19 protein-coding genes are annotated in these 25,521 nt (G+C 39.1%); 1 reads left to right on the forward strand and 18 read right to left on the reverse strand.

Annotated elements, in window-relative coordinates; genetic code table 11:
* Position 1: 1 nt before the first annotated feature.
* The 15 genes from ACRD64_RS09480 to ACRD64_RS09550 form a co-directional block, all read right to left on the reverse strand.
* Positions 2 to 3,346 (reverse strand): contractile injection system tape measure protein, encoded by a 3,345-nt coding sequence (locus ACRD64_RS09480; protein WP_430933079.1) that lies wholly within the window; start codon positions 3,344 to 3,346, stop codon positions 2 to 4.
* 1 nt (position 3,347) lies between these two features.
* Complete coding sequence (locus ACRD64_RS09485) at positions 3,348 to 6,701, reverse strand: hypothetical protein (RefSeq protein WP_430933080.1); 3,354 nt, start codon at positions 6,699 to 6,701, stop codon at positions 3,348 to 3,350.
* 113 nt (positions 6,702 to 6,814) lie between these two features.
* The gene (locus ACRD64_RS09490) at positions 6,815 to 7,726 is read right to left on the reverse strand and encodes a hypothetical protein (protein ID WP_430933081.1); all 912 of its coding nucleotides are present in this window, start codon (positions 7,724 to 7,726) and stop codon (positions 6,815 to 6,817) included.
* A gap of 9 nt (positions 7,727 to 7,735) precedes the next feature.
* Positions 7,736 to 11,254, reverse strand: coding sequence for a hypothetical protein (locus tag ACRD64_RS09495; RefSeq protein WP_430933082.1), 3,519 nt, complete (start codon positions 11,252 to 11,254; stop codon positions 7,736 to 7,738).
* A gap of 24 nt (positions 11,255 to 11,278) precedes the next feature.
* A complete protein-coding gene (locus ACRD64_RS09500; protein ID WP_430933083.1) occupies positions 11,279 to 11,695 on the reverse strand; it encodes a GPW/gp25 family protein in 417 nt (138 codons plus the stop codon).
* A complete protein-coding gene (locus tag ACRD64_RS09505; RefSeq protein ID WP_430933084.1) occupies positions 11,696 to 11,995 on the reverse strand; it encodes a PAAR domain-containing protein in 300 nt (99 codons plus the stop codon).
* Positions 11,996 to 12,006: 11 nt separating this feature from the next.
* Complete coding sequence (gene vgrG, locus ACRD64_RS09510) at positions 12,007 to 13,803, reverse strand: type VI secretion system tip protein VgrG (RefSeq protein WP_430933085.1); 1,797 nt, start codon at positions 13,801 to 13,803, stop codon at positions 12,007 to 12,009.
* A gap of 6 nt (positions 13,804 to 13,809) precedes the next feature.
* Positions 13,810 to 14,466 carry a CIS tube protein gene (locus tag ACRD64_RS09515; protein ID WP_430933086.1) on the reverse strand — a complete coding sequence of 219 codons (657 nt, stop codon included), beginning with the start codon at positions 14,464 to 14,466 and terminating at the stop codon, positions 13,810 to 13,812.
* Between the two features lie 7 nt (positions 14,467 to 14,473).
* Positions 14,474 to 14,656 carry a DUF5908 family protein gene (locus tag ACRD64_RS09520; RefSeq protein WP_430933087.1) on the reverse strand — a complete coding sequence of 61 codons (183 nt, stop codon included), beginning with the start codon at positions 14,654 to 14,656 and terminating at the stop codon, positions 14,474 to 14,476.
* A 2-nt stretch (positions 14,657 to 14,658) separates the two neighbouring features.
* Positions 14,659 to 15,117, reverse strand: coding sequence for a phage tail protein (locus ACRD64_RS09525; protein ID WP_430933088.1), 459 nt, complete (start codon positions 15,115 to 15,117; stop codon positions 14,659 to 14,661).
* A 2-nt stretch (positions 15,118 to 15,119) separates the two neighbouring features.
* Complete coding sequence (locus tag ACRD64_RS09530; RefSeq protein ID WP_430933089.1) at positions 15,120 to 15,572, reverse strand: phage tail protein; 453 nt, start codon at positions 15,570 to 15,572, stop codon at positions 15,120 to 15,122.
* Positions 15,573 to 15,612: 40 nt separating this feature from the next.
* Positions 15,613 to 17,478: a phage tail sheath C-terminal domain-containing protein gene (locus tag ACRD64_RS09535; RefSeq protein WP_430933090.1), complete on the reverse strand. Its 1,866-nt coding sequence runs from the start codon at positions 17,476 to 17,478 to the stop codon at positions 15,613 to 15,615.
* 19 nt (positions 17,479 to 17,497) lie between these two features.
* Complete coding sequence (locus ACRD64_RS09540; RefSeq protein ID WP_430933091.1) at positions 17,498 to 18,523, reverse strand: hypothetical protein; 1,026 nt, start codon at positions 18,521 to 18,523, stop codon at positions 17,498 to 17,500.
* Positions 18,524 to 18,532: 9 nt separating this feature from the next.
* Complete coding sequence (locus ACRD64_RS09545; RefSeq protein WP_430933092.1) at positions 18,533 to 19,105, reverse strand: DUF4255 domain-containing protein; 573 nt, start codon at positions 19,103 to 19,105, stop codon at positions 18,533 to 18,535.
* An 82-nt stretch (positions 19,106 to 19,187) separates the two neighbouring features.
* Positions 19,188 to 20,537, reverse strand: coding sequence for an ATP-binding protein (locus ACRD64_RS09550; protein WP_430933093.1), 1,350 nt, complete (start codon positions 20,535 to 20,537; stop codon positions 19,188 to 19,190).
* A 441-nt stretch (positions 20,538 to 20,978) separates the two neighbouring features.
* Between ACRD64_RS09550 and lon the strand changes: the two genes are divergently transcribed.
* On the forward strand, positions 20,979 to 23,351 hold the full coding sequence (lon, locus tag ACRD64_RS09555) for an endopeptidase La (protein WP_430933094.1): 2,373 nt from the start codon (positions 20,979 to 20,981) through the stop codon (positions 23,349 to 23,351).
* Positions 23,352 to 23,467: 116 nt separating this feature from the next.
* Here the strand turns inward: lon and ACRD64_RS09560 are convergent, their stop codons facing one another.
* The 3 genes from ACRD64_RS09560 to ACRD64_RS09570 form a co-directional block, all read right to left on the reverse strand.
* Positions 23,468 to 23,821, reverse strand: a complete 354-nt coding sequence (locus ACRD64_RS09560; protein ID WP_430933095.1) for a hypothetical protein — start codon at positions 23,819 to 23,821, stop codon at positions 23,468 to 23,470.
* 21 nt (positions 23,822 to 23,842) lie between these two features.
* Positions 23,843 to 24,817 (reverse strand): DnaJ C-terminal domain-containing protein, encoded by a 975-nt coding sequence (locus ACRD64_RS09565; RefSeq protein ID WP_430933097.1) that lies wholly within the window; start codon positions 24,815 to 24,817, stop codon positions 23,843 to 23,845.
* A gap of 102 nt (positions 24,818 to 24,919) precedes the next feature.
* Positions 24,920 to 25,201, reverse strand: coding sequence for a hypothetical protein (locus ACRD64_RS09570; RefSeq protein WP_430933098.1), 282 nt, complete (start codon positions 25,199 to 25,201; stop codon positions 24,920 to 24,922).
* Positions 25,202 to 25,521: the final 320 nt, after the last annotated feature.

Consider the following 25,521-nt stretch of genomic DNA (forward strand, 5'->3'; position numbering starts at 1 on the left):
ATTAGTTCCAATCCACATATATTGGTTTCTTCATCCATGAGAGCTTGATTAAAGAAATGTTCCAGGGTATTGAATCCATTAACACATCAACCCCTTTTTTTTCAACCTTAAGCGTTATTTTGTCTTCATGAAATTTTATAATTCCATCCCGTTGTATAAATGTTTCTTGTATTCCTTCCGGAGTTGAGTTTTTAACTTTCTCCCAATTATGTATTAAACCGCCTAACAGGCTTTTGGTACTTTCCTGTTCTTCTTCGGTCAGCGAATCAACCGGTACCAAATGTTCTTGTGATGGTATTCCAGCCAGTAACTTGTTTAGAACCAGGGTGTATTCAGGGAAGTTAACTTGGTTGCAGGACAGGTGTTGAAGAATATAGACGGCCCTGTTCTTGCATTCCCAATTGATGAAAGCACCATTTTTTACTAAGGCAAGCATTTCGAAAAGTCGGGTTAAAAAGGGCCAGAATAAAATTAGTCCTGCATTGTGTACTAGCACCTCAATGCCTGGTTCGTCATCATTGATCATTGTGTCCATGTTTCGGTTAAAATTATGTTCCCGCTCAATAGGCAGCAATTGTCTCAGCGCCTCGGGGAAAGGTGTTGAATCTGCTTTTTCCGCATGAATAAGTCGGTCTATATTGGTCAATGTATCCATCCAGTTAACATGGGAAAATTCTTGTTTTAGATGTCTCAAAAAATCACGATGAAACTGCCTGTTAATTTTTGTGGCGTGCGGACCGTAATATCCGGTCGAAAATTCATACACCATCTTTCGCCATTGCGGCGGGTTTAACTGGTGGAGATAGAAATAAGGCGCAAGCATCAAATACGCCTGTATCTGATTGGTAATCTCCTCATTTGGTTTCCATCGCTTGTCTAGGATCTCCTTGTCATCGGAAAAATAAATTTCCCTTTCAATATCATTGGTCTTGCTGTTAGTATCAATATTCAATGTTCTTTTTTTGGCTCGTTCCCAATTTTCCCGCCATCTTGCAGACACAGAAAATGCTTGATCAAATTCTTTTACTATAGTTTCCGGGATTTTGCCTATCAACATTTCCAAGGTGTTTTCGTCGTTACCCAACCGCTGAAATAGGGTTTCAAATACATCGTTATTGCTTTCGTAAGATTTGTTCAATCCCGAAATAATTTCAGAAAAAGATATGCTATTGGCCCACCAGGGGAAGAATCCGTGATGTGCATAAAATAGGAGTGATGAATAGTATCCGTCAATAATGTTTTGCGGGTTCGTTGGATGGATGGCAGGTTTTAAATCGAAACCCGCGCTGTTTTCGATAGGTCCATTCCACCATTTTTCCAGTTCATCGCGAAGTTTGTTTTTGGGGGTTGGATTCGTTTCGGACGGGATCATTTCCCTTAATTCGTGATCCCATAAGTCCTGCCATGTCTCAACGGAAATTTCAAAGGTGTTATCAGCTTCGGTTTTTAATCTGCCAATTACCGAAAAGATAAAATCCTTGGGTAATGCTCCCCCCTTGGTTGCAGCCAGTGCGGTAATCAATATGGGGATGCGAAATTCGGGAGTATCTAATTTTTGATGCTTTTCCGGCTCAAGGTTCTGTGCCCATACGGTGCGTATCTTGTTGAAGATTTGACATTCTTTTTGAAAGAAGCGATTTAAATACTCCTCTAAATTAGCAATGGTTTGTTCGGAAATTAATTTATCCAATCGGGCTTTCAGATTTTCGGGATCATGGTGGTTGCGCAATAAACCTGCTAAGAAACCGTCTTTCTGCTGAAGTAAACTATTAAATAATATCAGAACATCTTGCCTGCTTAGGTCAAGATGTTTATCCGGCAACATACCATGGTTCAGATAATAGGTTATGATCTTTCGCTTTGAGATGGCCACAAACTCCTGTAACGGATAAATGTCTTCGTATGGATCGTTTGATGGCGTTGATAATCGGTTATCTGAAAATACCTTTTGAATGTTTGCTATGGCCGGATATTCGGATTCGTCTTTAATAAAAGAAAGCATCGAAGAATAGGACATACGATGATCCGAATCAATAAAATCGCGGAACATATTTGATTTCATTATGGCCGACTTGTCAACACCGGCGCTATAAACCATGAATAGAACAAACTCTTCCAGGGTAAGTTTAGCCATATCATTTTGACACAGGTAGTGTATCGAATTTACGATAACATGAATGTATGCAGACTGGCTTCCCTTAAAAAAAGGATCATCCTTTGCCTGGAGTACGTTGTCGGTAAACGATTTTAATAAATTTAATAGTGTGTGCCCGGTTTCCGGGTAAAACATATTTAAAAGAAAATCGGCTCCTGCCTTATTCAAGCCATGTATCATCAACTTCCTTTGTTTTCTATCGTTGATGATTCTCAGAACATTTTCCTTGATCCAATGCTGCGCAGCGATTTTAGTATTTTTACCACTGCTATTTAACATGGTAATGATTTGATCAAGTGTGAATGTTTGATCCTTATTTTCAGGCTGAATCCGCAGTTTTTCTTTTCGGGATTCCGGAGCTTTTTCTTTTATGAAGGCGGAAATGGTTTCCTTTAAAGCACATTTTTCTGCAATTGCTATAAATTTCTGCCAGTGTGCCCCCAGGTAGGGTTTCATATTTCCAAGTATAAAATCTGAGAAACTCTTGCGCAAAAAACTTTGCCCGGTATCATTTAACACATATTTTAAAATAAAAAAGTGAAGGGTTCGTACAAACAAATTGTCGTTCAATTGATGGATGTTACCCTGCTTTTTTGCCCTTACAATGCATTCCCTATATTCAAAAATCCATGGGTGGTTTTCGAAGGCAAGCGTCCGTAAAATCAAATCATAGGTCTCGGTTTTTAAATGGTAAGCAATTCGCTTTAATACCGTATCATGGTTGCTATACTTTTTGAGGATATCCCGAAACCTCTTTTCCTGAAACGTTTTTGTGACCAAATCATCGATTGTAACTTTTTTGTCCAATCCGAATGGGAGATACCCTTTCAGAAGGAATGTCTCAAGATATTCAATTAGATATAGTTGCGATTTAACCGGTAACTCTTCCGAAGTATTTCCCTTGTTTGTTTTTAGTCTGATTGCCAGGGCTTCCTCCAGTGATTTTCCTATCCTTTCACCAAGGTTGCCGGGTATTTCGTTTTCCGCGATTTTGCCAATGTCTATTTCCAGTTTGGCAAATTCAATTATCATCTCTTCGGGAACGATTCGGGTAACGGATTTCTGGATTTCAGTTATAATATGTGTTTCGAAAATGTCTTCAATCAAATTATTACACTTGTCGGCAGACCATGTGGACCCATATTCAAAGTTGAACAAGGCTTTATGAATCATATTTTGACCAGCTGCCATATCAATTAATTTCGAGGTTTATAATGGTTTCATACAACCTCAAGGATGCCGAATAAATCTTTTTGGAAGACTTTTCGGTATTTTGAGATGCCAACCTGAGGTTTTGCCAGTTATGGTATTTCTCTTCGAATACCTCCATCTGATGTTTATCCAACCAATAAATCTGATTACTGATATGTGTGGGGATACGTTCAAGTAAAAGATCGCTGAAGTACGATTTAAATTGGTCGTCTTGAAATCTTGCGGGCCAGTCGGGCAACATAACGGAAATTTTCATGTTAAAAAAATCCTCGTCAATAATTTTACCGTTCGGTAGCTTTCTTTGGAAAACCAGGCGTCTCTGACCGGATTTCTTATTTGTATTTTGTGGGTAGCTTGCCAGGCGTATCTTCTCCATCTCCTTATAGCGCAATCTGCCATTTTCATTTTCCGGCGTGTTGAACAGCTGAACGATGCTTCTGTTGGCATGGTATACTTTCTCAAACAGGGCATTCAGAATATTCAGATTGTTTCTGTTTTGATCATCAGGAATGCGAACCCCACTTTCCAGTTCCCATTTTCCATCCTTAAATTTATAGGCCCAATTTTTTAGGATTCCGGTAATAGATATCATATCTTCCTGATCTATTTTCTGGGAGGCAAGTAGCCTATCTTGATATTTAATAATCCACCTACTACCGCTAAACGAATAAAACGACCTGTCTCTTGCCAGACATATTTGAGAAGTATATTTTTTCGTGCTATTATAGATTTCTTCCAACGCCTTATTCAGGGATTCTAAATGCTTCACTTTCCTGACCTCCCTCGGGGTTCTTGCGTCTTCGTATTTGATAAACCAACTTCCATTTATATAGGAATAACGAGATCCGCTTTCGAGCTCATCTTCAAGCTGAATTAATTTGGGATGGTTTTTTAAAACCGGGTAAAATGTCCAGTCTTTGGTTTTAATAGACCATGTCTTATTTTCGTAACAATAATTTTCTAATGTAAAGTTGTGATGGATAAATACTTCATTTCTTTCGTCTTCTGTACGATACCAGGATTCTTCCTCTACTGTTTGAAATAAATGTTGGCCCTCTTCATCTATAAACTTAAATCCAAATTTGCTATCCTTTAAAATATTGTTCAGCAAGATATGGTCTACCAGATAGATTCCTTCCGACTTTTTGTTGAGAGAAATAAAATAGCTTATAATCTCATTGATGAGCTGAATGGCGGATTGCCTGGTTGGCGCAGTAAACACACTTACCCATTTGTCTTTCTCTGGTTGAAATAAAACGTTAACACTTTCTTTGTCGGATTGATGGTTTGATATTAGAAAATTCTCAAAATTAACGGTTCGTTTATATAAATCGTTTAAGGGTAGTTTCTTGAAAAAATACGCAGGGATGGAGTCAGGTCCTGTAATAAGGTCAGTAATGTTGAGTTGCGATTTGGTTAAAGGTCCAAAGTCATTTATTAAATCAGATGTATTGAGAATGGTGTTGAATTCCGGGAGCTGACTGGCTGATTGAGTTAACTTTTTTAATTCCGGAACTAAAGTAGTATTGCCTCTGTATGGAATACCCGTCTTGGCCATCAGAATATCCTCAAGACCTGAATGTTTCCAGGTGTAAGTATCATTTTCCTCCCGGTTAAAAAACTCTCCTCTTGTTCTGAAATAGGAGAGGGATTTCAGGTTTTTTAAATAAAACGACTTTTTATCAAGTAGTGTTTCGTTGAATATATCATCATTAGGTAGCATATTTAAAAGACTTGCAACTTTCCAGGGGATATCGTTGAATTCTTCCCCGAATCGGGCCAGAAGGTGATTGTAAATTCGGTTTTTTCGGTCGTAAAATGTTTCCTTGGCCTCCAAGTTCAGTTTTTGTTCTGTTACATCTCCACGATACAGTCCCATATCCTGTATTTGTGGGACAGAATGAAGCCATTGTGTAAAATATGTAATTTGCTGATTTTTATTGAAATTAATGTTAAAGAACGTATTCAGGTTTCCAAGTTGTGATAGATGATTGGCCAAATGCTGTTCAAACAACATGAGGTAGGTTTTTAACTGTAAGGCTTTAGCTTTTCTATCTTCGGTTTCGTTTTTTGATAGTCCTTCATTTCCAATACCATAAATTGTAGGAAAGTGATTTTGAATGGAGTGGTACTGCGTTGGGTTTTGGAATTGCCCCCTTAATTTCTTTAAAAACAACGTTTTTATCGATTTGCCAATGGGATATCCCCGATATTGTTTGGCCCACTTACCCATGAAGGAATTGTTTATTTTTTGTTTGTTTAAAACATGGAGCTTCTTGTTGTTTACATAAACCGTCATGTTTTTATAAATGTTATTGAACCTGTGGTCAAATCCATCATCGCTATTATCTTTGATAAGCACATGAAAGTATTTTCCCTTATCAACCTCCATCTTAAGTCCGTCCGTTCCATCTGCTTTAAAAGGTTCAACCTCGCATTTTTGAATGCCATCTGCCTTGGCAAATATTTTTTGGATCTCATCAATATGTATAATCTTTAACCTGTCCGTTAATGTACCTGGCTTAATGAATCCTCTGGAGGGTACCGGTCCGGAGAAAGCCTCTTCTAAACCAAAACCTGCTTCCGTTATTTCATGTAAGCTGTTAAAGCGCACCGGGCTATAAATAAACTCAAGCATTCTGAGAAACAGGTTGGCAATCGTTGTTTCCACCTCTACCTGAGCGTTCAGATATACACTAAATTCGATATCGATAAGATGAGGTTCAAGCAGTATGGCTTGTTCGTATTTTTCACCTAAATTTCTGTTTTCGCACAGGAAACGATTAACATCCGATAAAAATGCTTCTTTTTCTTTTGGATTTGAGTTGATTAGCTCTTGGAAGGAAAGTGTTGGCATCATTTCAATTTGATTAATACCTATGACCTGTTCTTCGTATCCAACATTTTTTTTGCAGTCAAACCAAACGTTTCTAATTTCTTCGAAACGATTGATAATCATTTTTCGGGTATCCTCAATGGTTACGGGATAAGAACTTAGAATTGAAGAGGGGCTGTAAAAAGCATTTTTTTGAAGATCAATTTTTACATCTTCACCTTCTAGTTCATTATCACATGCAGCTGCATCGTATTCCACTTTTTCATGGTCACTAATGGTTAAAAGGTCTTTTATAGGTAAGGAGGTGCGAAAAGCTAAATCTGTTATGGCATAGCATAACTGTTCCAAAATCGTCACACCTGGATCATGCGAATTATAATCTGTCCAAATGTCACCACTCAGTTTCTGAATATATTCCAGGCCTTCTTCACGTAGTTTAGAAAAATCCAAACTTATATGATCCATTTCCTTACCTGTAAAGCTTGCCGATTTTTTCATGTGTCTCCATTATTATAAAAGCTGAAAAGTCTCTTTATTTTGTCTAAGGCCTGTATTCTGGCAGGCAGTTTGCCTTAATGATTTGCCATGGGCATACCTTTTTCACCGACTATTTAATGATCATTTATAAAATTGGAATTCCACAGCACCGATACTCTGAAATGTAATTTTTTGTTTTGCCCGTAATTGCTTCTTGTCTTTATTTGAAGGTTATATTTATCCTTGTTTCGTTGCTCTAAAAAGCCCCATAAATATTTCCACCATTTTGCAATATCCAATAGTTTTTTGGTGTCATCCGCTTTTTTCTCTTCTATCCTGGATGGTCGTGATTCCCATCGAATGTCGATCTTATTCCACCATTTACCGTAATAGGCTGCTGTCTTGGTAATCTTGGGTCTGGAATTTCCCCGGGTACATACCGCGATGGCGTGAATTAGGGATTCGGTTTCGGAATCGCCTTTGGCATAAGCTGTAATTTCGAAGGCGTGACAGCCGTTTAATCCTTTTTCCGTATCGAAAACATTGTGCCACTCACCATCGGCTTCCACCCAATTTTCCATATGGGTACCCATTCTCCCTTCGGAGGCAATTATTCCGTTTACATCAAGTTGTTGACGTGGCAATTTTTTGCCAATTCCAACTTTCCCATCATTTTTTTGGATAAAAATAGCCGGGGAGCCTGTGTTTTCTTTAATCTGGGTATCATCTTTTTCATCTTCCTCCCGGGATGGCGTTATTTGCTGGATGGACATACCGCCGTTTTTATCCTTAGTAATAGAAAGAACCCAGGTGGCCTCATTGTTATCGCTATCTTCAAAAAAACTTAAAAGCTTTCTCTCACCTTTTTTCATGACGTTTTCGGAAGGATAGATCATCAGACCGTCTTCATTAATATCCAGCTTATCATCTGCAATGTTAAAAGTAGAATCTATTAGTTTTTCAAAAGATTTCTCTCCGGGAAGATTGCCTTTTTTGAAAAATGTCTTGAGCTGTTTTCTATCCGTAATGTTCTTTTGGTTTCTCATAACTCTTTGTTAGTTATATTTTCCGTCGCTGTCACTAATCACAAAATCAGTTTCAATTGAAAGATCGCCAACCCCCGACACTGTTGGAGGTATAGGTATATCATCCTCGATAATATCAATCTGATGGGTCGGGGCAGAGGTTAAAATGGAATATGCCGAGATGGCCCTGAGATTTTCTGTATTCCGACCGTTACTGACTGCCGTATCAATCAGTTTATATGTCCCTTGTACTTCAATAAGTTGAATGATGGATAGTTGTGTTACGAAACTTACGTACGGTCTGCTTTCAATAAAATTTAGCAATTCCGTTTTTGAGATATACTCATCAAATCCTTTTTCCACAAAGGCGTCATCCAGGTCAGGAGACAGGTATTTGATCAATTCATTGTTGAGTAAGTTTCGCAAAGCGCCTCTTTTTTGGTAATCGTTGAACTTTACGCTGCACTTTACTTTCAGTTGTTCAAATACCGGGTTGGAAACTTCTACCTTTTGATAAGGCGAAACCATTTTCGAGATATATTCTTTGACCTCCCTCAATGTCTGATAATCCACTTTAACATTCCTTTTTTGATGGTGACCGTTTAACCTGTTTTTAGGTATTAAAACAATTTGCATGGTGCTACCTTTAACCAATTCTTTGGGGTGGCTGTTTCTGCCGTAAACCCTGACTTTTTCGATGTTTTTAAATTTGTCCAGGATAATCCGTTCCACATCCCAGTTCGAAACCGCTCTGTTTTTATGTCTTAATTGTTCACTAACCCGGTCGTAAAAAGATGCTTCGTTCTCGAATTGATTATTTAATTCCAATGCATAAGGCCCGTTAATTTTCTCGACTCCTTTTACTTCAGGTAAACTGATTTTCTCAATTTTCAGGTTGGAGGTAATATTCCGGTTTTGGTTGAAATGAGATTGATCCGCGATTAAGGGAACGGCCTGGGTGAAAATTTTTATAATTCTCGAATTTATATCTTCGTCTCCGTTGTACGCCGCTCGTATCCAGAATTTACCAGTCGGCATCAAGGTGTTATCGAACTGGATAGAGAGGGGTATTTCAAGTTTTACGATACCCGACTTAATCAGGCCGGCTGTGGTATCTTCCAGTAAAAGACCTTCAAAAGAAATCCAATCGTTGTTAGAAAGATATTCCCAATGAATCCTAGGCGGTTTAATGGTGGTATGGGCATAAACGCCATGAATCAGCTCGAAACCAAGGCTTACGATTTCGCCCGGATTAATTTGGGTTAGCCCAATAAAAAGATTGCCTTTATAAGCTATCTGGGGCAACAAATAGCTTTGTGTTTTCACCGGGCCCGGAAATACTTGATTATGACCGAATGGATAAAGATGAATCAACTTCATATCGCTGGTTTCTTCATCTTTTTTTCTCATCATTATTTCCTTCGACGAATTGGAATAGTTTAAGGTTAGCCGTTCAATTACCGGTGTAAAAGGTTGATTTGGAAGCGGTCTTTGGATATTTTTTGATTTGCTGTTCAATAACGCACTTTGCGCATATATATTCGCAAAAACTTGATGGCCGAACGCAATTTCAGGATCTTTTAATATCATGAAAAGTTGATTTGGAGATTTTTCGGTACCGAAGGATTTCCTAAAACTTAGATAATCCATGTTCAGCGGTATTATTTTTTTATTGCTCAAGTAATGGTTGCTTGTCTCAAAAAGTTCTGTGATCAGTTGCTTTTTGGAAGTGTCGGCCTTGTTCTTGTCATCAGTGATTACGACTTTAAAGGAGTTGTTTTCTATTTTGTGCGGATAGGCCTTATAATAATCGTTAAATCCATGTCTGGATCCCGGTAATCCTGCCCAGTGGATCGTAATTTCAAGATGCGTCAGGTTATTTTGAAAGATGAACGGATTTTGAATTTTAAGATAATTACCGACCACAGGGGCAGGGCCAAAAGGCATAAACGGAATTGTGTGGTCGAGGTCACCCAGGGAATTAGATAAATTAAACTTGCCTACCTCTGAAACATGGGCCTCAACGGTCACATAATCCAGAATGATATGTCTTAGAATTTTATAAGGGTGGTATTGGGTGTTGTTGTTTACATGAATTTTAATACACGGCCATTCCGATTCGAAATCTCCCCCGTGGATCGATTTATCCATGGAAACAAGCATGTCGGCATGTTCATCTAATGCCATCGCAATGATCAAGGAGGTATCTGAAAAATTAAATTTCGTATTCACCAGTTTAATTTTCTTCCAACCCTCCAAGCCCGTTATACTTATAATAAAAGCATCTTTAAAGAAATTGCTTATCACCCTGTTTTTTAGTTTATCATAGTCGGTAGTAACGCTTCCTTTTTTATATTTCTCCTGTTCTAGTATTTCCTGATTGATCAAACCCCCGAACATGATTTCAGTTTTTTTGAAAGAAGCAGGGGTGATTTTAAAGGTCAAACGAATGTTCTGTTTCCCTTTTTCGAGAATTAAAGCAGGTGAACTGACAATAATTCCAATGTGGCTCCATCGTTGTGTTGTCCAGGCCAGGTCATTTTGAACTTGTGCTTGCCCAAGCGTAGCCGGATATTCCGTGCGTTTTACTATGTTTGCGTTTACTGGGTTGCCGGCGTCGGTTAAAATATCCTCTTCAAATAAATTATTGAGCGAGAAGTTTTCATGTTCGGAACTGTTGCTAAAAGGGTAATAATCACTTTTGTACAGTGTTCGTAATTCGGCAATTTTTGCTTTGTTGATTTGCATTTCGGTGGAGGTGACAAAGTTGTGTTTTTGATCCTCTCCAAATAAAAACTCACAATTTTCACCGGTATTAATAGTCACTTGTTGAACACCATCAATAAGCTGCAATTCAATTATTGCAGTACCGGTATTTAGCTTTCTTTTCTGTTGATGGAGTAGGTCGAGATAATAAAAATCCAGATGTTTTTGGGTGAGTTGGTTAATGTCGTTTTGAAGGTGTTTGAATAATTTAAAAAAGGAAATCAGTAATGCAATATGAGGGTGATGGTTCTGATAATTGGATAGTTCTTCTTCATAGCTCTTGGTGGCTAATTCTTTAATGAGCACGATAGCGCCAAAAATGTTGTTGTAGAACTCTCTCCATCCTTCCAGGTCATTTTTATGATTTAAAATTTTAATCTTCTCATCCACGTACTTTTTTTGCTCCTCTATTTCCTCCAGCAATAATCCTTCATAATTTGATTGCTTTAATTGATCAATCCAATTAGAAATGAAACCTATGATCATACTTGCTTTGTCAATTACCAGGCTAACCATATCCTTGCTTAAGTCCTCTTTTTCTTTATCAATTTTGATCTTATTTAAGTCCGTCCCCGCAATATTGGCAATGACGAACGCCGAATCTTTTAATAAAAACGATTCCCAATTATCGATAGCCTTGCTTTGGAGATTGTAAAAGTTGACATTTCTTGCAAAAGAAAGGGTGTGCTGAACCAAATCCAACATGGATCTTTCATCCGGAGCTATATAATTAGCGCTAAGGGCTTTATTTTTCCTGGTTTCCTGGCTGCTACCTTTATTCATGGTTCAATACAATATTTGATGTTGTTATAGATTGGTTCCCTCCTTGGAAAAGAACGGATATACTATATTGTTTCTGGTATTTGTGATAATGACTGTATAAAAGATATGAATGAGTATTACACCATTTTCCCCGTTATCTTCCCGGATTTCAATTTTCTCCACCTTTACTCTGGGTTCGTTATAGAGTATGGCATCATAAATGGCATCTTTCATTATGCTAAGATGGGTTGGGTCGTTGGATTCGAAAACATGGTTTCTGATGTCGCACCCAAAAGTTGGAAACATAATACGCTCGCCGGGGATGGTGCCGATAATAATTCTTAAGCTCTGCTCAATATCTTCATCATCCTCTACGGTTTCCAACGTACCCATTTCATAATTGAAAGCAGGCGGAAAAGCCCAGCCTCTTCCTAAAAACGAATCGTTTTTCTCATTCATCATTTAACCTCCTATCATTACGGTTGGGCATCCCAATACAATGCTTCCTCCATGTGCGGTGGTATCACCCATTCTGGCCGCAGGTTTGCCCCCAATCATAACGGTAGCAGATCCTTTTACGATAGAATCAGGTGGCCCCACACATACAAGGCTGTCTCCCAATACGGCAGCGGGCATTTTCCCAATTAAAACGGTAGGTACGCCAGGTCCTACTATTGGCCCTCCCACATGCGGAATTGGCGGCAGTCCCGGTGTTTGCATCGGACAAGTGTGCATATCTGTTAATCTGGCTGCTAAAGGCATATTCTTTTGTTTTAGTTAATCATTACCATAGAACCCTTTACGGTTGTTTGTCCCGAAGCGGAAAGCTCTGCCGAGGCATTACCCTTGGCTGTAACACCTACTTTTGCGGTCAGTTCAACATTGGAGCCGTCCACCTTAATATCAGCATTTCCTTTTATTTTTACCCCTCCGGTTGCCGAAATATCAATATCCCCTTTTGCACTTAGCTTAATGTCTTTGGGACTATCCAGTACGATACCCGAATCATCCATTATTAATGAGTTACTGTTCATGTCCTTGATACGAATGCTTTTTTCTTTGTCACTCAATGTAAACGTATTGCCTTCCGGGGTTTCCACAACAAGAATTTTATCCTCGTCATCGAAGGTGATGTTAATACCGGATTTAGAGTAAATGGACTTAAACTGGTTTTTTTCATCAGGGGTTGTCTTGGGTTTGTTTTTGGCGTTGTATAACGATCCCGTTATCACGGGGTATCTGGGATCGTTGTTGATGAAGGTTAACAACACTTCGTCATCTATTTCAGGGAAGAAAAAGAATCCCGCATCGGCAGTGGCATAAGGAAACACCAACCTTGCCCAGATACCGTCTTCCTGTCCTGTTCCCGAAAAAGCCGGCAGATTGACCAGTACGCGGTAATTTCCATCCGGGTCCTCATGAATTTTTTTCACCTTAGCAATTTGCGTACCCTTTGCAGACGGAATTAACCCGGAAGCAGATGCCTCTTCAACATCGGGCAACGCAGCGTGCCAATGTGTTGGCCTTCCCACTTGTAATATGGTTATCCAGCTTCCGTCTTCCACAATATGGTTTGTTTTTGATACATATGCCTTACCGTTAAATCGGGCGCTAAATCCGGACAGTTCAATCATATCGCCTGCCATAATATCAGCGTTACCCTGTATTATAATTTTTCCCTGGACTTTACTTAATACGGCCTTGTTTGCAAGTGATTCGCCCCATGTTTTTAATTCATATTCAGTTAGTTTGGCCGAGGAATAATGATTGGACTCTTTGTAATCTATTGCTTTTGCCAATTTGGTCGCGTTCAGGTTTCCCTGTCCAAGACTATCCGATATGGTAACGGATTCCGATATTTCTTTTTGTTCCTTATCGTCCCAGGCGGTGAGCTGGTATTTATCCGGGATGTTTTCGCAATCCAAATTTAGGTCAATTTCAATAACAATTTGTGAGGCGTTAATCTCAAATTTTGGTGAAGTTTTGAAATCATTCTTTTTAATGATCAGTTTCCCTTTATCTGTCAAAACTGACATATTATTCATTTCGGCGCGGACAACCATAAAATCCCAATCACTGCAATTATATTGCATGGATACAGGTAATGGTGCTTTGGTCGCATCAATATCGGTTTGAAGCCCATACCTGGCAGCAATACTTGATAGGGCATCAGAATCTTTTTTGTTTTGGAAAGTAGCGTTAAATCGGCCTTTGGTCATCTTAACTGCTAAATCTTTGCAAGTAACTATTAAATGGGACCTGCTTTTTTTCACCGAGAGGTTTTGAGAAACAATTATCCCCTTAAACACCTTATTTTTTTTGTTATCATATCCCAAGGAGATCTCTATCTCATTTCCGGGGATAAAGTCGTTCCCTTCACTGTTCGTAAAGGGAGCATTGTCGACACCAATAGCGCCACCATCTTCCATGATTATGGTAGCCACAGCTATTCTGTTGACCTCCATCTGAACCGTGATTTCATTGATCTCGACAGTATCTTTTATGTTTTTGCCTTTGACGAGAATATCAAAGCTTATAACACCATCCGATTGTTGCAATGTTTTTGCCATATTTTATTATATAACTGGAGGAAAAGAGATTTTAATACCCGGTTTTAAAGCCCTGAAGTTGGTCAGGTTGTTATGTTGGGCTACTTTAATATAATAGCTGCTGTCGCCATAAATTCTATGACACATTAAGGGCAGATTGTCACCGTCTAACACCGTTCTTACATGGGTAAGATCAGAAGAACTTTTTCTTTCTTCAATCGCCTTTTTTTTGGCGCTTACCGACGCAACCAATGTGGCAGTTGCTTCTGCTCTCAAGGGGGATCCGTCCATATCGAGCATGGTGTAATTAACCTTCCAGGATTTTAATCTTCCCTGAAACAAGGATTGCGTTCCCCAATAAACCCTTAAGTAATTGGGCTCGTGGATGTCTCCGTTGTACTGATAAATTAATTCTTTTACTTCTTTAATTTGATCATCCACCTTATCTTTGGATATCATTCCCGTTCCATCAAAGAACATTAAGATTTCGAACAACCCCGACCCGCTGCCTTTAAATTTGGCCGATTGAGCACTGGATCCAATGGTAGTGTCCGCGTTGGAGTATTGTTGCTCATTTGTCACCTTATACGTTTCGGGATTTACGAGCAAGTCATATTCCCCCACCCGGCTCGAATAATCAGGATCTTTAAAAGCCACTATCTTCATTTTAGTCAATTCGCCCATATCGCAATTACCTGATTGTTTTGGATACTATTTTTTGTTCTATTTTTTCGATACACTCCATTTCAATTTCTTTTTTCATTTGTTCCAGATATTCAGTGAGTTGCTCTTCTGTAATGATAGAATCGCCTGTTGTGGAATTTTCGTTTGTCACGATTCCTTTTACTACCAGTTCTTTTATTATCAATGTCATAGCTAATCCTTTCTGAAAAGTTGATATTTCAACGTCAGCGATTCAATCGCCAATTGGTTGCTGGTACTGTTTAAAGCTGATAGTTCCCACGAAATGGGAAAGGCCTTAACAATAGTCCACGAGGCTAATATTCCGCCGTTTGCACCCAAAAGTGCCAGTTTAATATCCATCGGATCAAACTTAAAATCTTCAATGGCGTCCCTGCACCATTGTTCCAATCTTGAGTTTTTCAACAAGCACCGCTTTAGTACCAGGTTATCGTATTTAGCGTGGGTAGGGAGGTGGTGCACAAAATTGTTGTCGCCACCTTCCTTTTTTTCCACTGTGTTAACCGTTACTTTTAAACCGGATACCTCCTGAAAACTGCTGTCCATATCATCAAATCCGGCAAATTTTACCGAAAAGTAGAATGCGACCGGCGGAGTATAATTGGATTTAAAAAAACTATCGTTCCCCATCATTATTAACCGTTGGCAATTGTTAAGCCTTCATGCATAATCTCGATGCTCTCAATGGCTACTTCATTGGCTTCCGACTTAAGATCGGTTGAGCTTATTTTGGTGGGCCATGCATTATTCAATGTCCAGGTCATGGTGGGATTGGCCTCTTCGTCCAGAAGCTTGATAACAACGTTTTGTCGTTCGATAACATTCATTTTTATTTGTTCGTACCATTCCCAAAAACTATTGTCATTTACAAATACCCCTTTTTTCATAGTGACCTTGTTGTTTTTCACCATTCCGGGCATATTGATTTTTGAAAAAACCTTGCTGTTGCCATGTCTGTATTCCAGTGGCTCAGCTTCTATTTCTAATCCGCTTACTTCCTGAAAAGGAATGTTTGTGGCACTTCCCCAATCTACTACAAAAAAGAATTTTGGTAGTGGCCAGTTACTGTCTTGTGCTTCACCTGCCATAATATTTAATTTTAAAATTTATACGAATGAATGGTTGATTTTATGATTTTTGCATTTGTTGTTCAAATGTGACCACAATGAACTCAGCTGGTCTTACAATCGCTAATTTAACGGTTACCAGCATTTTGCCTTCCAGGATATCCAAGCTTGTCATAGTAGTGCCAAGTCCCACTTCCACATTAAAGGCATCGTCCGGCGAAGATCCTGCCAATGCGCCCTGTTTCCACTTTTCGGTCAGGAAGTTAACAATCATGCTTTTGACCGTTACCCAGGTATTTGCATCGTTAGGTTCAAAAACGTATGAACGAAGGGCCATTTTTATGGATTGCTCCAGCATAATCATGGTGCGCCTGACGTTAATATATCTCCAGTCCAAACTGTTTCCGTCCAGTGTTCTTGCACCCCATATTAAGGTACCTACTCCCGGGAAAGTTCTGATAGCATTGATGGATTTACCCGATGTGGCATCCACATTTAAATTCTCCTGATCATCGTGTGTAATATTTAAGGTTGGCTTAATCACACTGTTCATTCCAACATTGGCAGGTGCTTTCCATACGCCCCGGTTATTATCAACCATAGTATAAATGCCTGCAATAGCTGCTGATGGTGGTAGAATATTCATGACACCTCTGATTTCGTCTAAGAGGTTGGCATACGTTGGGCTTGTTGCCATCAAGCCTAAATGAAAATTACGTTTTTTATTGTCTTTGTAATTCGAGAGTAATTTTCTGGTTTCTTTTAGCCTCTCATTCTTTAACGCATCACTCAGTTTACTAATGATTTCGTTTTTTTTGTTGTCAAACTTCTTAAATTCAGCATCATATGCTTTTTTCTGGTCGTCAAAAGCTTTTTTGGCCTTTTTGTATTCCTCTAATTTCGTTTTGTATTCCTCTTTTTGTTCCGGCGTTGCAGCATCATCCAGATTTTCAAGAGGTTCTGGTTCGTTGGGAACACTTGAATCATCTGGTTTCTTCAATTCTGCCGGGTAATCCTGGATGAGTGCATCCTCCAATTCTGCAGGTTTATCTTCTATTAGCTTTTTGATAATTTCATCTTCATCTGATGTGAAATGATCAATTAAAGTATGCGCTTCTTCTTCAGATTCAGGAAGTAACTCCCCAAGGTTAGTTGTAAGATTATCAAATGTAATTTCCCCTTTTTGTACAATGTTGGTATTTAACCATGGGTAATAAGCGGCTGCATAGTTGAGAAATTCGGTGCCAATTTTTTCCCTGAACTTCTTAACCACATCTACATTATCGTTATTGATTCTCTGTCCATCACCATCGTGGATGTCAAGTATGGCGATCCTGCTCTGCATTTTGGCGCAATGGGCCAGCACTTGTTTATAGACCTCATAAGCATCGTCGCCTAAAGCCACGGCATCCGGAATGACAATCATAGTAGGTTCCTGCTCCTTAAGCAGTGTTTTCAGACCGCCTTCGATTAGCTTTCCCTCCTTGTTTTTACTCGTACCTAACAATTCATCTTTTTTAATTTCCTTTTTCCCATCTTCTCCAAATGTGCCTACAGATACAATGTAGCATGTGCCTCCACCGTTAGAAAAGAAAAACTTGATACTGTTAAATAAAAACAATTGATTATGGTCTTCGTACTCAATAGCTCTTTCTACGTTGTTAATTGAAATTACATGTTTGTTTTTTGAATCCTCACCTACCGCAACCAGCTTAAACATTGGGCTTATTGATCCACCAAATAGTTCAAGATAATCGGCAAACGAAGTAATTCTTGTTGGAATATTTACCAGGGATTTGCCATTTCTCGTCGCCTTTTCGGTATATCCAATAAAAGCGGGAATTGCTGTTGCTACTTCCACAACAGATCCCGGGAAAGCATTGACTTCTTCAATGTAAACGCCAGGAGTCATTAATTTTTGTGCCATAACTATTTTTTATTAATTATTAAATATATATGTGAGAGAAGTAGGTCGTTTCCGGATTTTCTGTATCCTGAAATATTAGATCAGGAGAAGCATTGGGCAATTTTTTTAGTACCAACTTGCCAGGCTTCTGAGGCGATACGTAATTATCTACCAATTGATAATAACCGTTGGTGATTTCGGAGATGGGTATTTTGTTTTTTGATTCGAAAACCAAGGCCTCTAAATTATCGTGGACCCGTTGCTTTTTAGGTATGTTAAATACTTGTTCTTTCTCTTTGTTTAAGATGGTTAGGTTGCCAAATTTTTCATAAACAGAATTGACAAGGAAATATTTCCATATGGTTTGTCTGTTCTTGAAGTGAATCGAATAATCAACTTTCCCATACTGTAGGTGCTGATTGAAAAGTCTTCCGGTATAAATTTCTATAATGCCCATCGGTTTTTTCCATACCGCATTCGGACGATAATAAATGCGACTTATTTCGCTGTTACCCTCTTTTATTTTTATCAAGTTCCCGGTCATGCCTGTTAATGAATATTCTCCTGATTCATTGATGGAATGGATAGATTGAGGTGGGATTTCCATATCCGCGGCATCCGTAAAATGATATTTTTTGGTGTGGTCGAATAAAGGGACCTGGAATTTGCCAGCACATAATTGGATCATCTCATTTTGGCCAACTGTTTCATCTTCATGCAATAAAAATGTATGACTGCCTACGACGCTATTGTTGCCTAGGTTGTTAAAGTATAGTAGGTGGTCGCTTGGACTAAAATCCGGCAAATCCGTAAAGTTCACGAATAGATTATCTTTACTGTGGAGCAGTAATCGTATCGGGTTATCATCGTTCGTGGTCATCAACAGTTCCGGATTTGCCGCCAGCAGATGAATACCTCCCGGGAAGGATTTGATAATAATATCCAAATCGCGCAATAATTTGGGGGTACCGTCGTCAAATGAAGTATCCAGTGATTTAAACATGTTATCTTGATAATATCCATGTTTAAATAATACTGTTAACAGGTGTTTGAATCCTTGCTTCATAGTGAAATATTAGGTTTTGCTAAGAGGTTCGTTTACCGTTGGGATTATCTCTTTCATTGGCACATCATCAAATACCAGCATGCCTACTTTGTATTGCACAAAGGGAACGAGCTTGCCACCAATGGCAGACCATAGATGACTTAGTTGTGCATGATCTAACTTGCACAATTCAAAATTCAAGTGGTTTGCGTTATGGCTTGAATTATTTCTGTGGCTTATTTCTATTTTTCTGTGGATCTGAAAAAAACGTATGAGTGATGACAGGTAACTTAATCCTTCAATATATACCGAGCTATCGAAATTTGCACAAAACACCAGTTGCATATTCAGGTGTAAAGTCGGAACCTTTTGCACATAAGAGCCATCGCTTTGGCTGGCGCTTTTATTACGGTTGTTTTTTAATGTAGATTCTTCATCTAAACTGATCAGAAAGAAGACAATTTTACCGTCAACCTTTTCAGCCATTGCCCCATCCGCTTTCACCAAATTGGATAAAACGGCCTTATTCTCTGAGATAGAAAATTCATTTTTAAAATGCTCGTTGAGTATGTCTTGGATATAAGTTAAAGCAACATCAATCATAATAAGAAATTCGTATATGTCAGATTTTCAATTGAAAGTTATTTAATGTACAAAAAATAAACGATATAAAGACCATTATATCCTAAACAATACTTTTCCCTTCTTTTATTTTCTCAATTCTTAGACCGGCTTGAATGTCTTTATACCTGATCGTTCGCTCATTTATACTCAGGCATTTGAGGACGCAGTAATGCAAAATATTTATTATTGAAGCCGCACTTAACTCATATTCGTCCGAGAGATTCTGCAGATCAATCTCCTTATCGTATTCAAATTCATCGGTTTTGGATTTTCTCCATAGGGTAAGGCGATGTTCTGCATCTGGTATTTCAAAGTCTAATATGAGTTGGAATCTCCTGAAAAACGCCTGGTCGATATTCTTCTTAAAATTGGAGGACAGAATAACCAAGCCATCAAAATCTTCTATTCGCTGCAAAAGGAAGGACACTTCCTGGTTGGCATATCGATCGTGAGAATCTTTGGCATGGCTTCTTTTTCCAAATAACGCATCGGCTTCATCAAAAAATAGTATCCAGTCTTTGGATTCAGCCATATCAAATACCCGAGAGAGGTTTTTTTCTGTTTCACCAATATATTTAGATACTACCATGGATAAATCAATTCTATATACATCCATTTGGCAGTGTTGTCCGAGTAGGCTGGCGGTCAGTGTTTTTCCGGTGCCCGGAGGTCCAGTGAACAATACTTTAAATCCCGGTTTTATTTTTTTTCCAAATTGATAATTGTTTTTGAGTGTTTTACCGTGGGCTATGTAATTTCTGATTTCTTCCAATCCCTGTATGATGTGGTTGGGAACCACCAAATCGTCCCATACTTGTGATGTATATAATCGTTTTGCAGGGAAAAGCTGGCTATAATCGGGTTTAAATACTTTACCGGTAGTACATAAGGACAAGTGTTCCTGGGAGATGGAAAGAAGCCCATATAATAGAGGTTCGTTTAAGGATGATGGTTTCAGGATCAGAATGCCGTCTCGATGGAAAAAATGATCTTTATTAAACAAGCGCAATAATTCAAATCTGTTTTTAAGGTTGTTTCCGGCTAAAATAAAAATGGCAGTTTCCCCCGTGGGTAAATACCCTTTATGTTTATCATATCTGATACCTCCAAATTCCGTGAAGGGAATGTCGTACAATTCGTTTTTCATATGTAACAAATCCAATAGGGAAGGTTTAACATGGGGGATTAATGCAAGAATCAACACAAGTCGCTCTTCAAAACCCATTGCGTATTTGTTAATTAAAAGCGCATAGGGTGAGTTATGGTTTTTGATAGAGGGTATTTCCAGGTTTGAAATTTCTTTTTCGGACAGCGATTGTTCAAAAGTTATTTTTCCTCTCAGTAAGATAAGCTTCTGAAACCAATCCAGTTCCTGTTCTATCGTAATGGCATTGGATGAAATACTCCCCATATTCGAATATTTAAATATTAAACAACCCGTGATTGTGATAATAAATGATGTCTGCAATGAGCAGGTATGCTTCAACGATTTTATCGTTTATAAGCATACTTACTCGATGGGATGCAAAGGCTATTTGTTGAATGACATAATTTACATCAATACTGGTGGGATGTCAATAGTTAATATCAGGGGAAAAAATGAAGAAGTATACTACTCCATATCGATAAGCCGGGATCTGTCATTAGGGATTAGAAAAAAATGAAGGAAGGGATAATTTGTTGGATAAAAATTTGTGAGTTTATTTTTGTTTTAAGCACAACAAACTTTAACTTGAATATTATTAAGGATTATATCCATCAAATTACGCTTTCGTTAACCAAACTTCAATGATATTTACATCTGTTTGGATTTAGGTTGATAATCGGTTTACTTTTTTTAAAATACATTATTATGACAAATGATGCGATAAGTAACCCCGGATTGGTGCTTGTTAGTGAGGTATATCCTGATAACCTAATGGTATTACCTTTGGATAAAAGGCCGGTTTTTCCCGGATTGGCGTTGCCCTTGTTTTTTAACTCAAAAGATCTGGTGGAAAAAGTTGAGTACGCCATTGAAAAAGGAAAGGGATTTATTGGTGTTTCGCTCATCAGGGAACTTAACAGGCCAGATGTTGAAGAACTGGAACTGTTTAAGACAGGAACGCTACTTAAAGTTTTAAGAGTGCTTAATAAAAGTGAGGATACCATAAATGTTTTTGTGCAGGCTGTAACCAGGTTTCATTACGTAAAGGAAGCTGTGAAGGGAGGGTTCCCTCATTGGCAGGTTACCTACGAGTACGAACAAAAGCAGGCGGTTACAGACGAAATAAAGGCGTTTACAATGGCTATCATCAATTCGGTTAAAGAATTGATAAAGATAAATCCGATGTTCCATGAGCAAATGCGACTGGCAATACAACAGGTAGGGCTTGAAAAACCTGGATTGTTAATGGATTTGGTCGCTTCCTTTTTATCCTCAGAAGGAAAAAAACAACAGGAAATACTTGAAGCGGTTGACCTGTTTGACCGAAGCGAAAAGATTTTGATTTTATTGAAGGAGGAGTTGGAATTAAGCAAGCTGCAACAAGACATTCAAAAACAAATTGAAGAAAAGATAACACAAAACCAACGTGAGTTCTTCTTGCGTGAACAACTCAAAGTAATTAAAAAAGAACTTGGTCTTGAAAAGGATGATAAAACCACTGAATTGGAAGGTTTTGAGAGTAAGATAAAAGCATTAAAACTAACCGGGGAAGCAGCAAATGTGGTGGACGAAGAGTTGGATAAACTGAAAACCCTTGAATCGGGTTCGTCCGAGTTCAATGTAACACGAACCTATTTGAACTGGCTAACCGATTTGCCCTGGGGCATTTTTTCCGATGACAATAAAAACCTGAAAACAGCCCGGAAAATACTGGATGAACAGCATTATGGCCTCGATGACGTGAAACAACGCATTCTCGAATTTATCAGTACCATAATTAAGCGGGGTAAGGTTTCCGGTTCTATCATCTGTTTGGTTGGCCCGCCCGGGGTTGGGAAAACCTCCGTTGGTAAATCTATTGCCGAGGCCATGGGGCGCGAGTTTTATCGTTTTTCGGTTGGTGGCATGCGCGATGAGGCCGAAATTAAAGGACACAGACGCACTTACATCGGGGCTATGCCGGGTAAAATTATTCAAAGCCTGAAAAGGGCCCGGGTGGCAAATCCTGTGATTATGCTCGATGAGATTGATAAAATAGGTGCAAGCTACCAGGGCGACCCTGCAGCCGCCTTGCTGGAAGTGTTGGATCCGGAGCAAAATTCAGAATTCCTCGACCATTATCTGGATGTACGCTTCGACTTGTCAAACATACTTTTTGTTACCACAGCAAACCAACTCGATACCATTCCCCGACCCTTGCTCGACCGGATGGAAATCATAAAATTGTCTGGGTACATACTCGAAGAAAAAGTGCAAATTGCAAAGCGCTACCTTATACCGAAACAACGCAATGAGCATGGTTTAAAGGCCAGTGAAGTGGGCATTTCCGAAACGGCTCTTAAAAAAATGATTGATGGCTATGCCCGCGAAGCCGGTATTAGAGGGTTGGAAAACCAAATCAAGAAAATAATGCGAAAAGCTACGCTTCGCCTAGCCGAAGATGGAAACGGTAAGACAAATGTTACGCATAAGAATTTAACAGAATATATTGGCCAGCCTGTGTTTACAACCGAGGAACTGTATGAAAAGTCGATTCCGGGAGTTAGCCTTGGCCTGGCATGGACAGCGATGGGTGGCGCAACGTTATATATCGAAGCAACTGCAATAAGCGCAAAGAATGCAGGGCTTAAACAAACGGGACAATTGGGTAATGTTATGCAGGAATCATCAGAAATTGCCTACTCGTATGTTCGTTCCTTATTTACGGAGGATAATAAGTTTCAAAATTATTTTAACCAGCATTTTGTGCACTTGCATGTTCCGGCTGGGGCAACCCCCAAAGATGGCCCATCAGCAGGTATCACTATGGCTTTAGCTCTTTATTCACTGGTGATTGGAAAAGCCGTGAAAAAGGGATTGGCTATGACCGGGGAGCTTACGTTAACCGGAAAGGTGTTGCCCATTGGCGGAGTGCGCGAAAAGACGATTGCTGCCCGGAGGGTTAAAGTGTTTGAGTTGATATTCCCTGCCGACAATAAAAAGGATTTCGATGAATTGCCCGACTATATCAAGGAAGGGGTTACTGCCCACTTCGTTAGCTATTTTGCCGATGTGTTGAATGTCGTCTGGCCGAAATAATATTATCAACAACAAAAAGCGCTTGAACGCTAAAAGGGATGCGTTTTCTTTTGTTGTGTTTTGTGCTTTTTGTTGTTTGCCATGGTATCGTCGTAGTTATCGTTTGCCCAGGGGAATCATAAGCCAAGGTACTTAAGGAAACTTTGCTGAATCTGATATGCATCGTTATGGGTTTCGTCGAAGCTCAGTATTATTAAACCGCAGGCAAGTTCCGACAATTTCCAATCACCTGTAAGTCCGCTAACACCTGACCTGTATATCCGTCTGAAATGCTGATTGGCAGGCAGTCCTGTAAGTCTCATAATGGCAATTGCCCTTCGTATCGAGCTTTCGATATTATTGTGATGAGCGTGTAAATACGATTGCAACAATTCGCTGGCATAATATCTATACCGCAAATCGTTCATTCTGCTAAGAAAAATTTCAATAGCAGGATTTAAGTGGTTATATTGGCTATATCGTGCTATCATATGGGTAATCTTTAATTTCTGCTATACATGTGTTTTGTTTCGCAACCGTTTTAACTTTCTGAAAAGGTCAAGTTCTTCCTCAGAAAGGTTTCGGGGAATGCTGATAATAAGCTGAACATATAAATCACCTGACCTGCCCGGTTTGTTATACACGGGCATACCTTTACCTTTTAACCGGAGTTTGCTTCCCGGCTGTGACCCTTTAGGTACTTTCAAACTTAATTTCCCGGCAAGGGTATTTACTTCTATCTTACCGCCCAGAATGGCTGTATAAAAGTCTATGTTTGCCTTGTATATCAAATCGTTTCCTTGTAATTCGTAGTTGTTGTCAGGAATAATTTTCAGTTTAATGTATATGTCACCGGGTGTTCCGCTGTTGTAAGCATGTCCCCCTTTCCCCTTAATCCTTAGCTCCTGCCCGTTATAAGCGCCCGGTTTAATCGTCGTTCGCAGTTTTTGTCCGTTCACCGTTATTATCCGTGTTGTACCGGAATAAGCTTCGGCAAGGGATATTTCCATTTCGGCCTGGTAATCGGTTCCTTTTTTTGATGCGGCACGGCCGTTAAAACCGTTAATATCACCAGACATGCTGCTTCCGCCCATACCACCCATGCCTCCAAAAAAAGCATTGAAGAAGTCGGAAAAGTTATTTCCGGCACCTCCAAACATATCGCTAATATCCCCTTGGTAATAGAACGAACCTCCACCGGGCATGCCTCCGCCGAACTGTGAGTAATTGAAACCACCTGTCCCGGCACCGGCATTTTGGTACTGTTTCCAGTTTGCACCTAATTGGTCGTACTTTTGTCTTTTTTCGGGGTCTTTAAGTACCTCATAGGCCTCGCCAATTTCCTTAAAGCGTTCTTCTGCCTGCTTCTCACCTTTGTTTTTATCGGGGTGATACTTCACAGCCAGTTTCCTGTAAGCTTTTTTTATTTCATCTTGGCTGGCACTTTTCGATACACCTAATATTTTATAATAATCCTTGTAATCCATGTCTTAACCAATATTTAAGTCAATGCAACTACTTCATTATTAAACCCGCCATTTGGCGGCATTTGAAACACCATTGTTCAAAGAAACAGAATGTCTTAATTTCTAATCCGGCAAGGCCTTTTTCAATTTCCTGTTTTGCTTTTTTGCATACGATGCCCCGTTCAGTTTTCTTTTCGGTGTGTTTTTTATTACATAGGTTTTATCGCACGGACAATCAGCCGGTTCTGACAAAACCACTTTGGGCTTTTTGTTTTTCTTGTTATTTTTCCAGTGAAAAGAGGTTTCATTTCCGGCGGGGAAAGAAAGGGGGCTACAGGCACTTATTGAAATCCCTGCAAGAAACAAAATAAAGTAAGCAGCGTATGTCAATTCCTTTTTCAACATAAACTAAGCAGTTTATTGTGTTCCGCTTGTACACCTATGGTGTTTTTCTATATCCAAAAATTAGTCGTACAAATTACAATCCAATTTACATCCCAATCGCTTATCTGTCAAAATGGCCCATTGGGTGTGAAAAAAATGCCATGTTCAACTGTCGTTTTGACCTATCTATTAATAAGCACCTTATCTCTATTGTCAAAGCCTTTATCTTTTGTTTTCCTGAATATTTACAGCAATATACTTTTAAAATTTTTTACATTTCTTCGTCAATGGACAAAATTCCGGAGTATCAGGCAAGTTATTTTTTATCCGATGTTGAATAG

The organism is Saccharicrinis sp. 156, from assembly GCF_050589685.1.
Taxonomy (GTDB): Bacteria; Bacteroidota; Bacteroidia; order Bacteroidales; family Marinilabiliaceae; genus Saccharicrinis.

What these genes read in the sequence shown, in the direction of transcription:
- ACRD64_RS09480 (WP_430933079.1), bottom strand. Translation starts at nt 3,346, where the DNA reads ATGGCAGCTGGTCAAAATATGATTCATAAAGCCTTGTTCAACTTTGAA.
- ACRD64_RS09485 (WP_430933080.1), bottom strand. Translation starts at nt 6,701, where the DNA reads ATGAAAAAATCGGCAAGCTTTACAGGTAAGGAAATGGATCATATAAGT.
- ACRD64_RS09490 (WP_430933081.1), bottom strand. Translation starts at nt 7,726, where the DNA reads ATGAGAAACCAAAAGAACATTACGGATAGAAAACAGCTCAAGACATTT.
- ACRD64_RS09495 (WP_430933082.1), bottom strand. Translation starts at nt 11,254, where the DNA reads ATGAATAAAGGTAGCAGCCAGGAAACCAGGAAAAATAAAGCCCTTAGC.
- ACRD64_RS09500 (WP_430933083.1), bottom strand. Translation starts at nt 11,695, where the DNA reads ATGATGAATGAGAAAAACGATTCGTTTTTAGGAAGAGGCTGGGCTTTT.
- ACRD64_RS09505 (WP_430933084.1), bottom strand. Translation starts at nt 11,995, where the DNA reads ATGCCTTTAGCAGCCAGATTAACAGATATGCACACTTGTCCGATGCAA.
- vgrG (WP_430933085.1), bottom strand. Translation starts at nt 13,803, where the DNA reads ATGGCAAAAACATTGCAACAATCGGATGGTGTTATAAGCTTTGATATT.
- ACRD64_RS09515 (WP_430933086.1), bottom strand. Translation starts at nt 14,466, where the DNA reads ATGGGCGAATTGACTAAAATGAAGATAGTGGCTTTTAAAGATCCTGAT.
- ACRD64_RS09520 (WP_430933087.1), bottom strand. Translation starts at nt 14,656, where the DNA reads ATGACATTGATAATAAAAGAACTGGTAGTAAAAGGAATCGTGACAAAC.
- ACRD64_RS09525 (WP_430933088.1), bottom strand. Translation starts at nt 15,117, where the DNA reads ATGATGGGGAACGATAGTTTTTTTAAATCCAATTATACTCCGCCGGTC.
- ACRD64_RS09530 (WP_430933089.1), bottom strand. Translation starts at nt 15,572, where the DNA reads ATGGCAGGTGAAGCACAAGACAGTAACTGGCCACTACCAAAATTCTTT.
- ACRD64_RS09535 (WP_430933090.1), bottom strand. Translation starts at nt 17,478, where the DNA reads ATGGCACAAAAATTAATGACTCCTGGCGTTTACATTGAAGAAGTCAAT.
- ACRD64_RS09540 (WP_430933091.1), bottom strand. Translation starts at nt 18,523, where the DNA reads ATGAAGCAAGGATTCAAACACCTGTTAACAGTATTATTTAAACATGGA.
- ACRD64_RS09545 (WP_430933092.1), bottom strand. Translation starts at nt 19,105, where the DNA reads ATGATTGATGTTGCTTTAACTTATATCCAAGACATACTCAACGAGCAT.
- ACRD64_RS09550 (WP_430933093.1), bottom strand. Translation starts at nt 20,537, where the DNA reads ATGGGGAGTATTTCATCCAATGCCATTACGATAGAACAGGAACTGGAT.
- lon (WP_430933094.1), top strand. Translation starts at nt 20,979, where the DNA reads ATGACAAATGATGCGATAAGTAACCCCGGATTGGTGCTTGTTAGTGAG.
- ACRD64_RS09560 (WP_430933095.1), bottom strand. Translation starts at nt 23,821, where the DNA reads ATGATAGCACGATATAGCCAATATAACCACTTAAATCCTGCTATTGAA.
- ACRD64_RS09565 (WP_430933097.1), bottom strand. Translation starts at nt 24,817, where the DNA reads ATGGATTACAAGGATTATTATAAAATATTAGGTGTATCGAAAAGTGCC.
- ACRD64_RS09570 (WP_430933098.1), bottom strand. Translation starts at nt 25,201, where the DNA reads ATGTTGAAAAAGGAATTGACATACGCTGCTTACTTTATTTTGTTTCTT.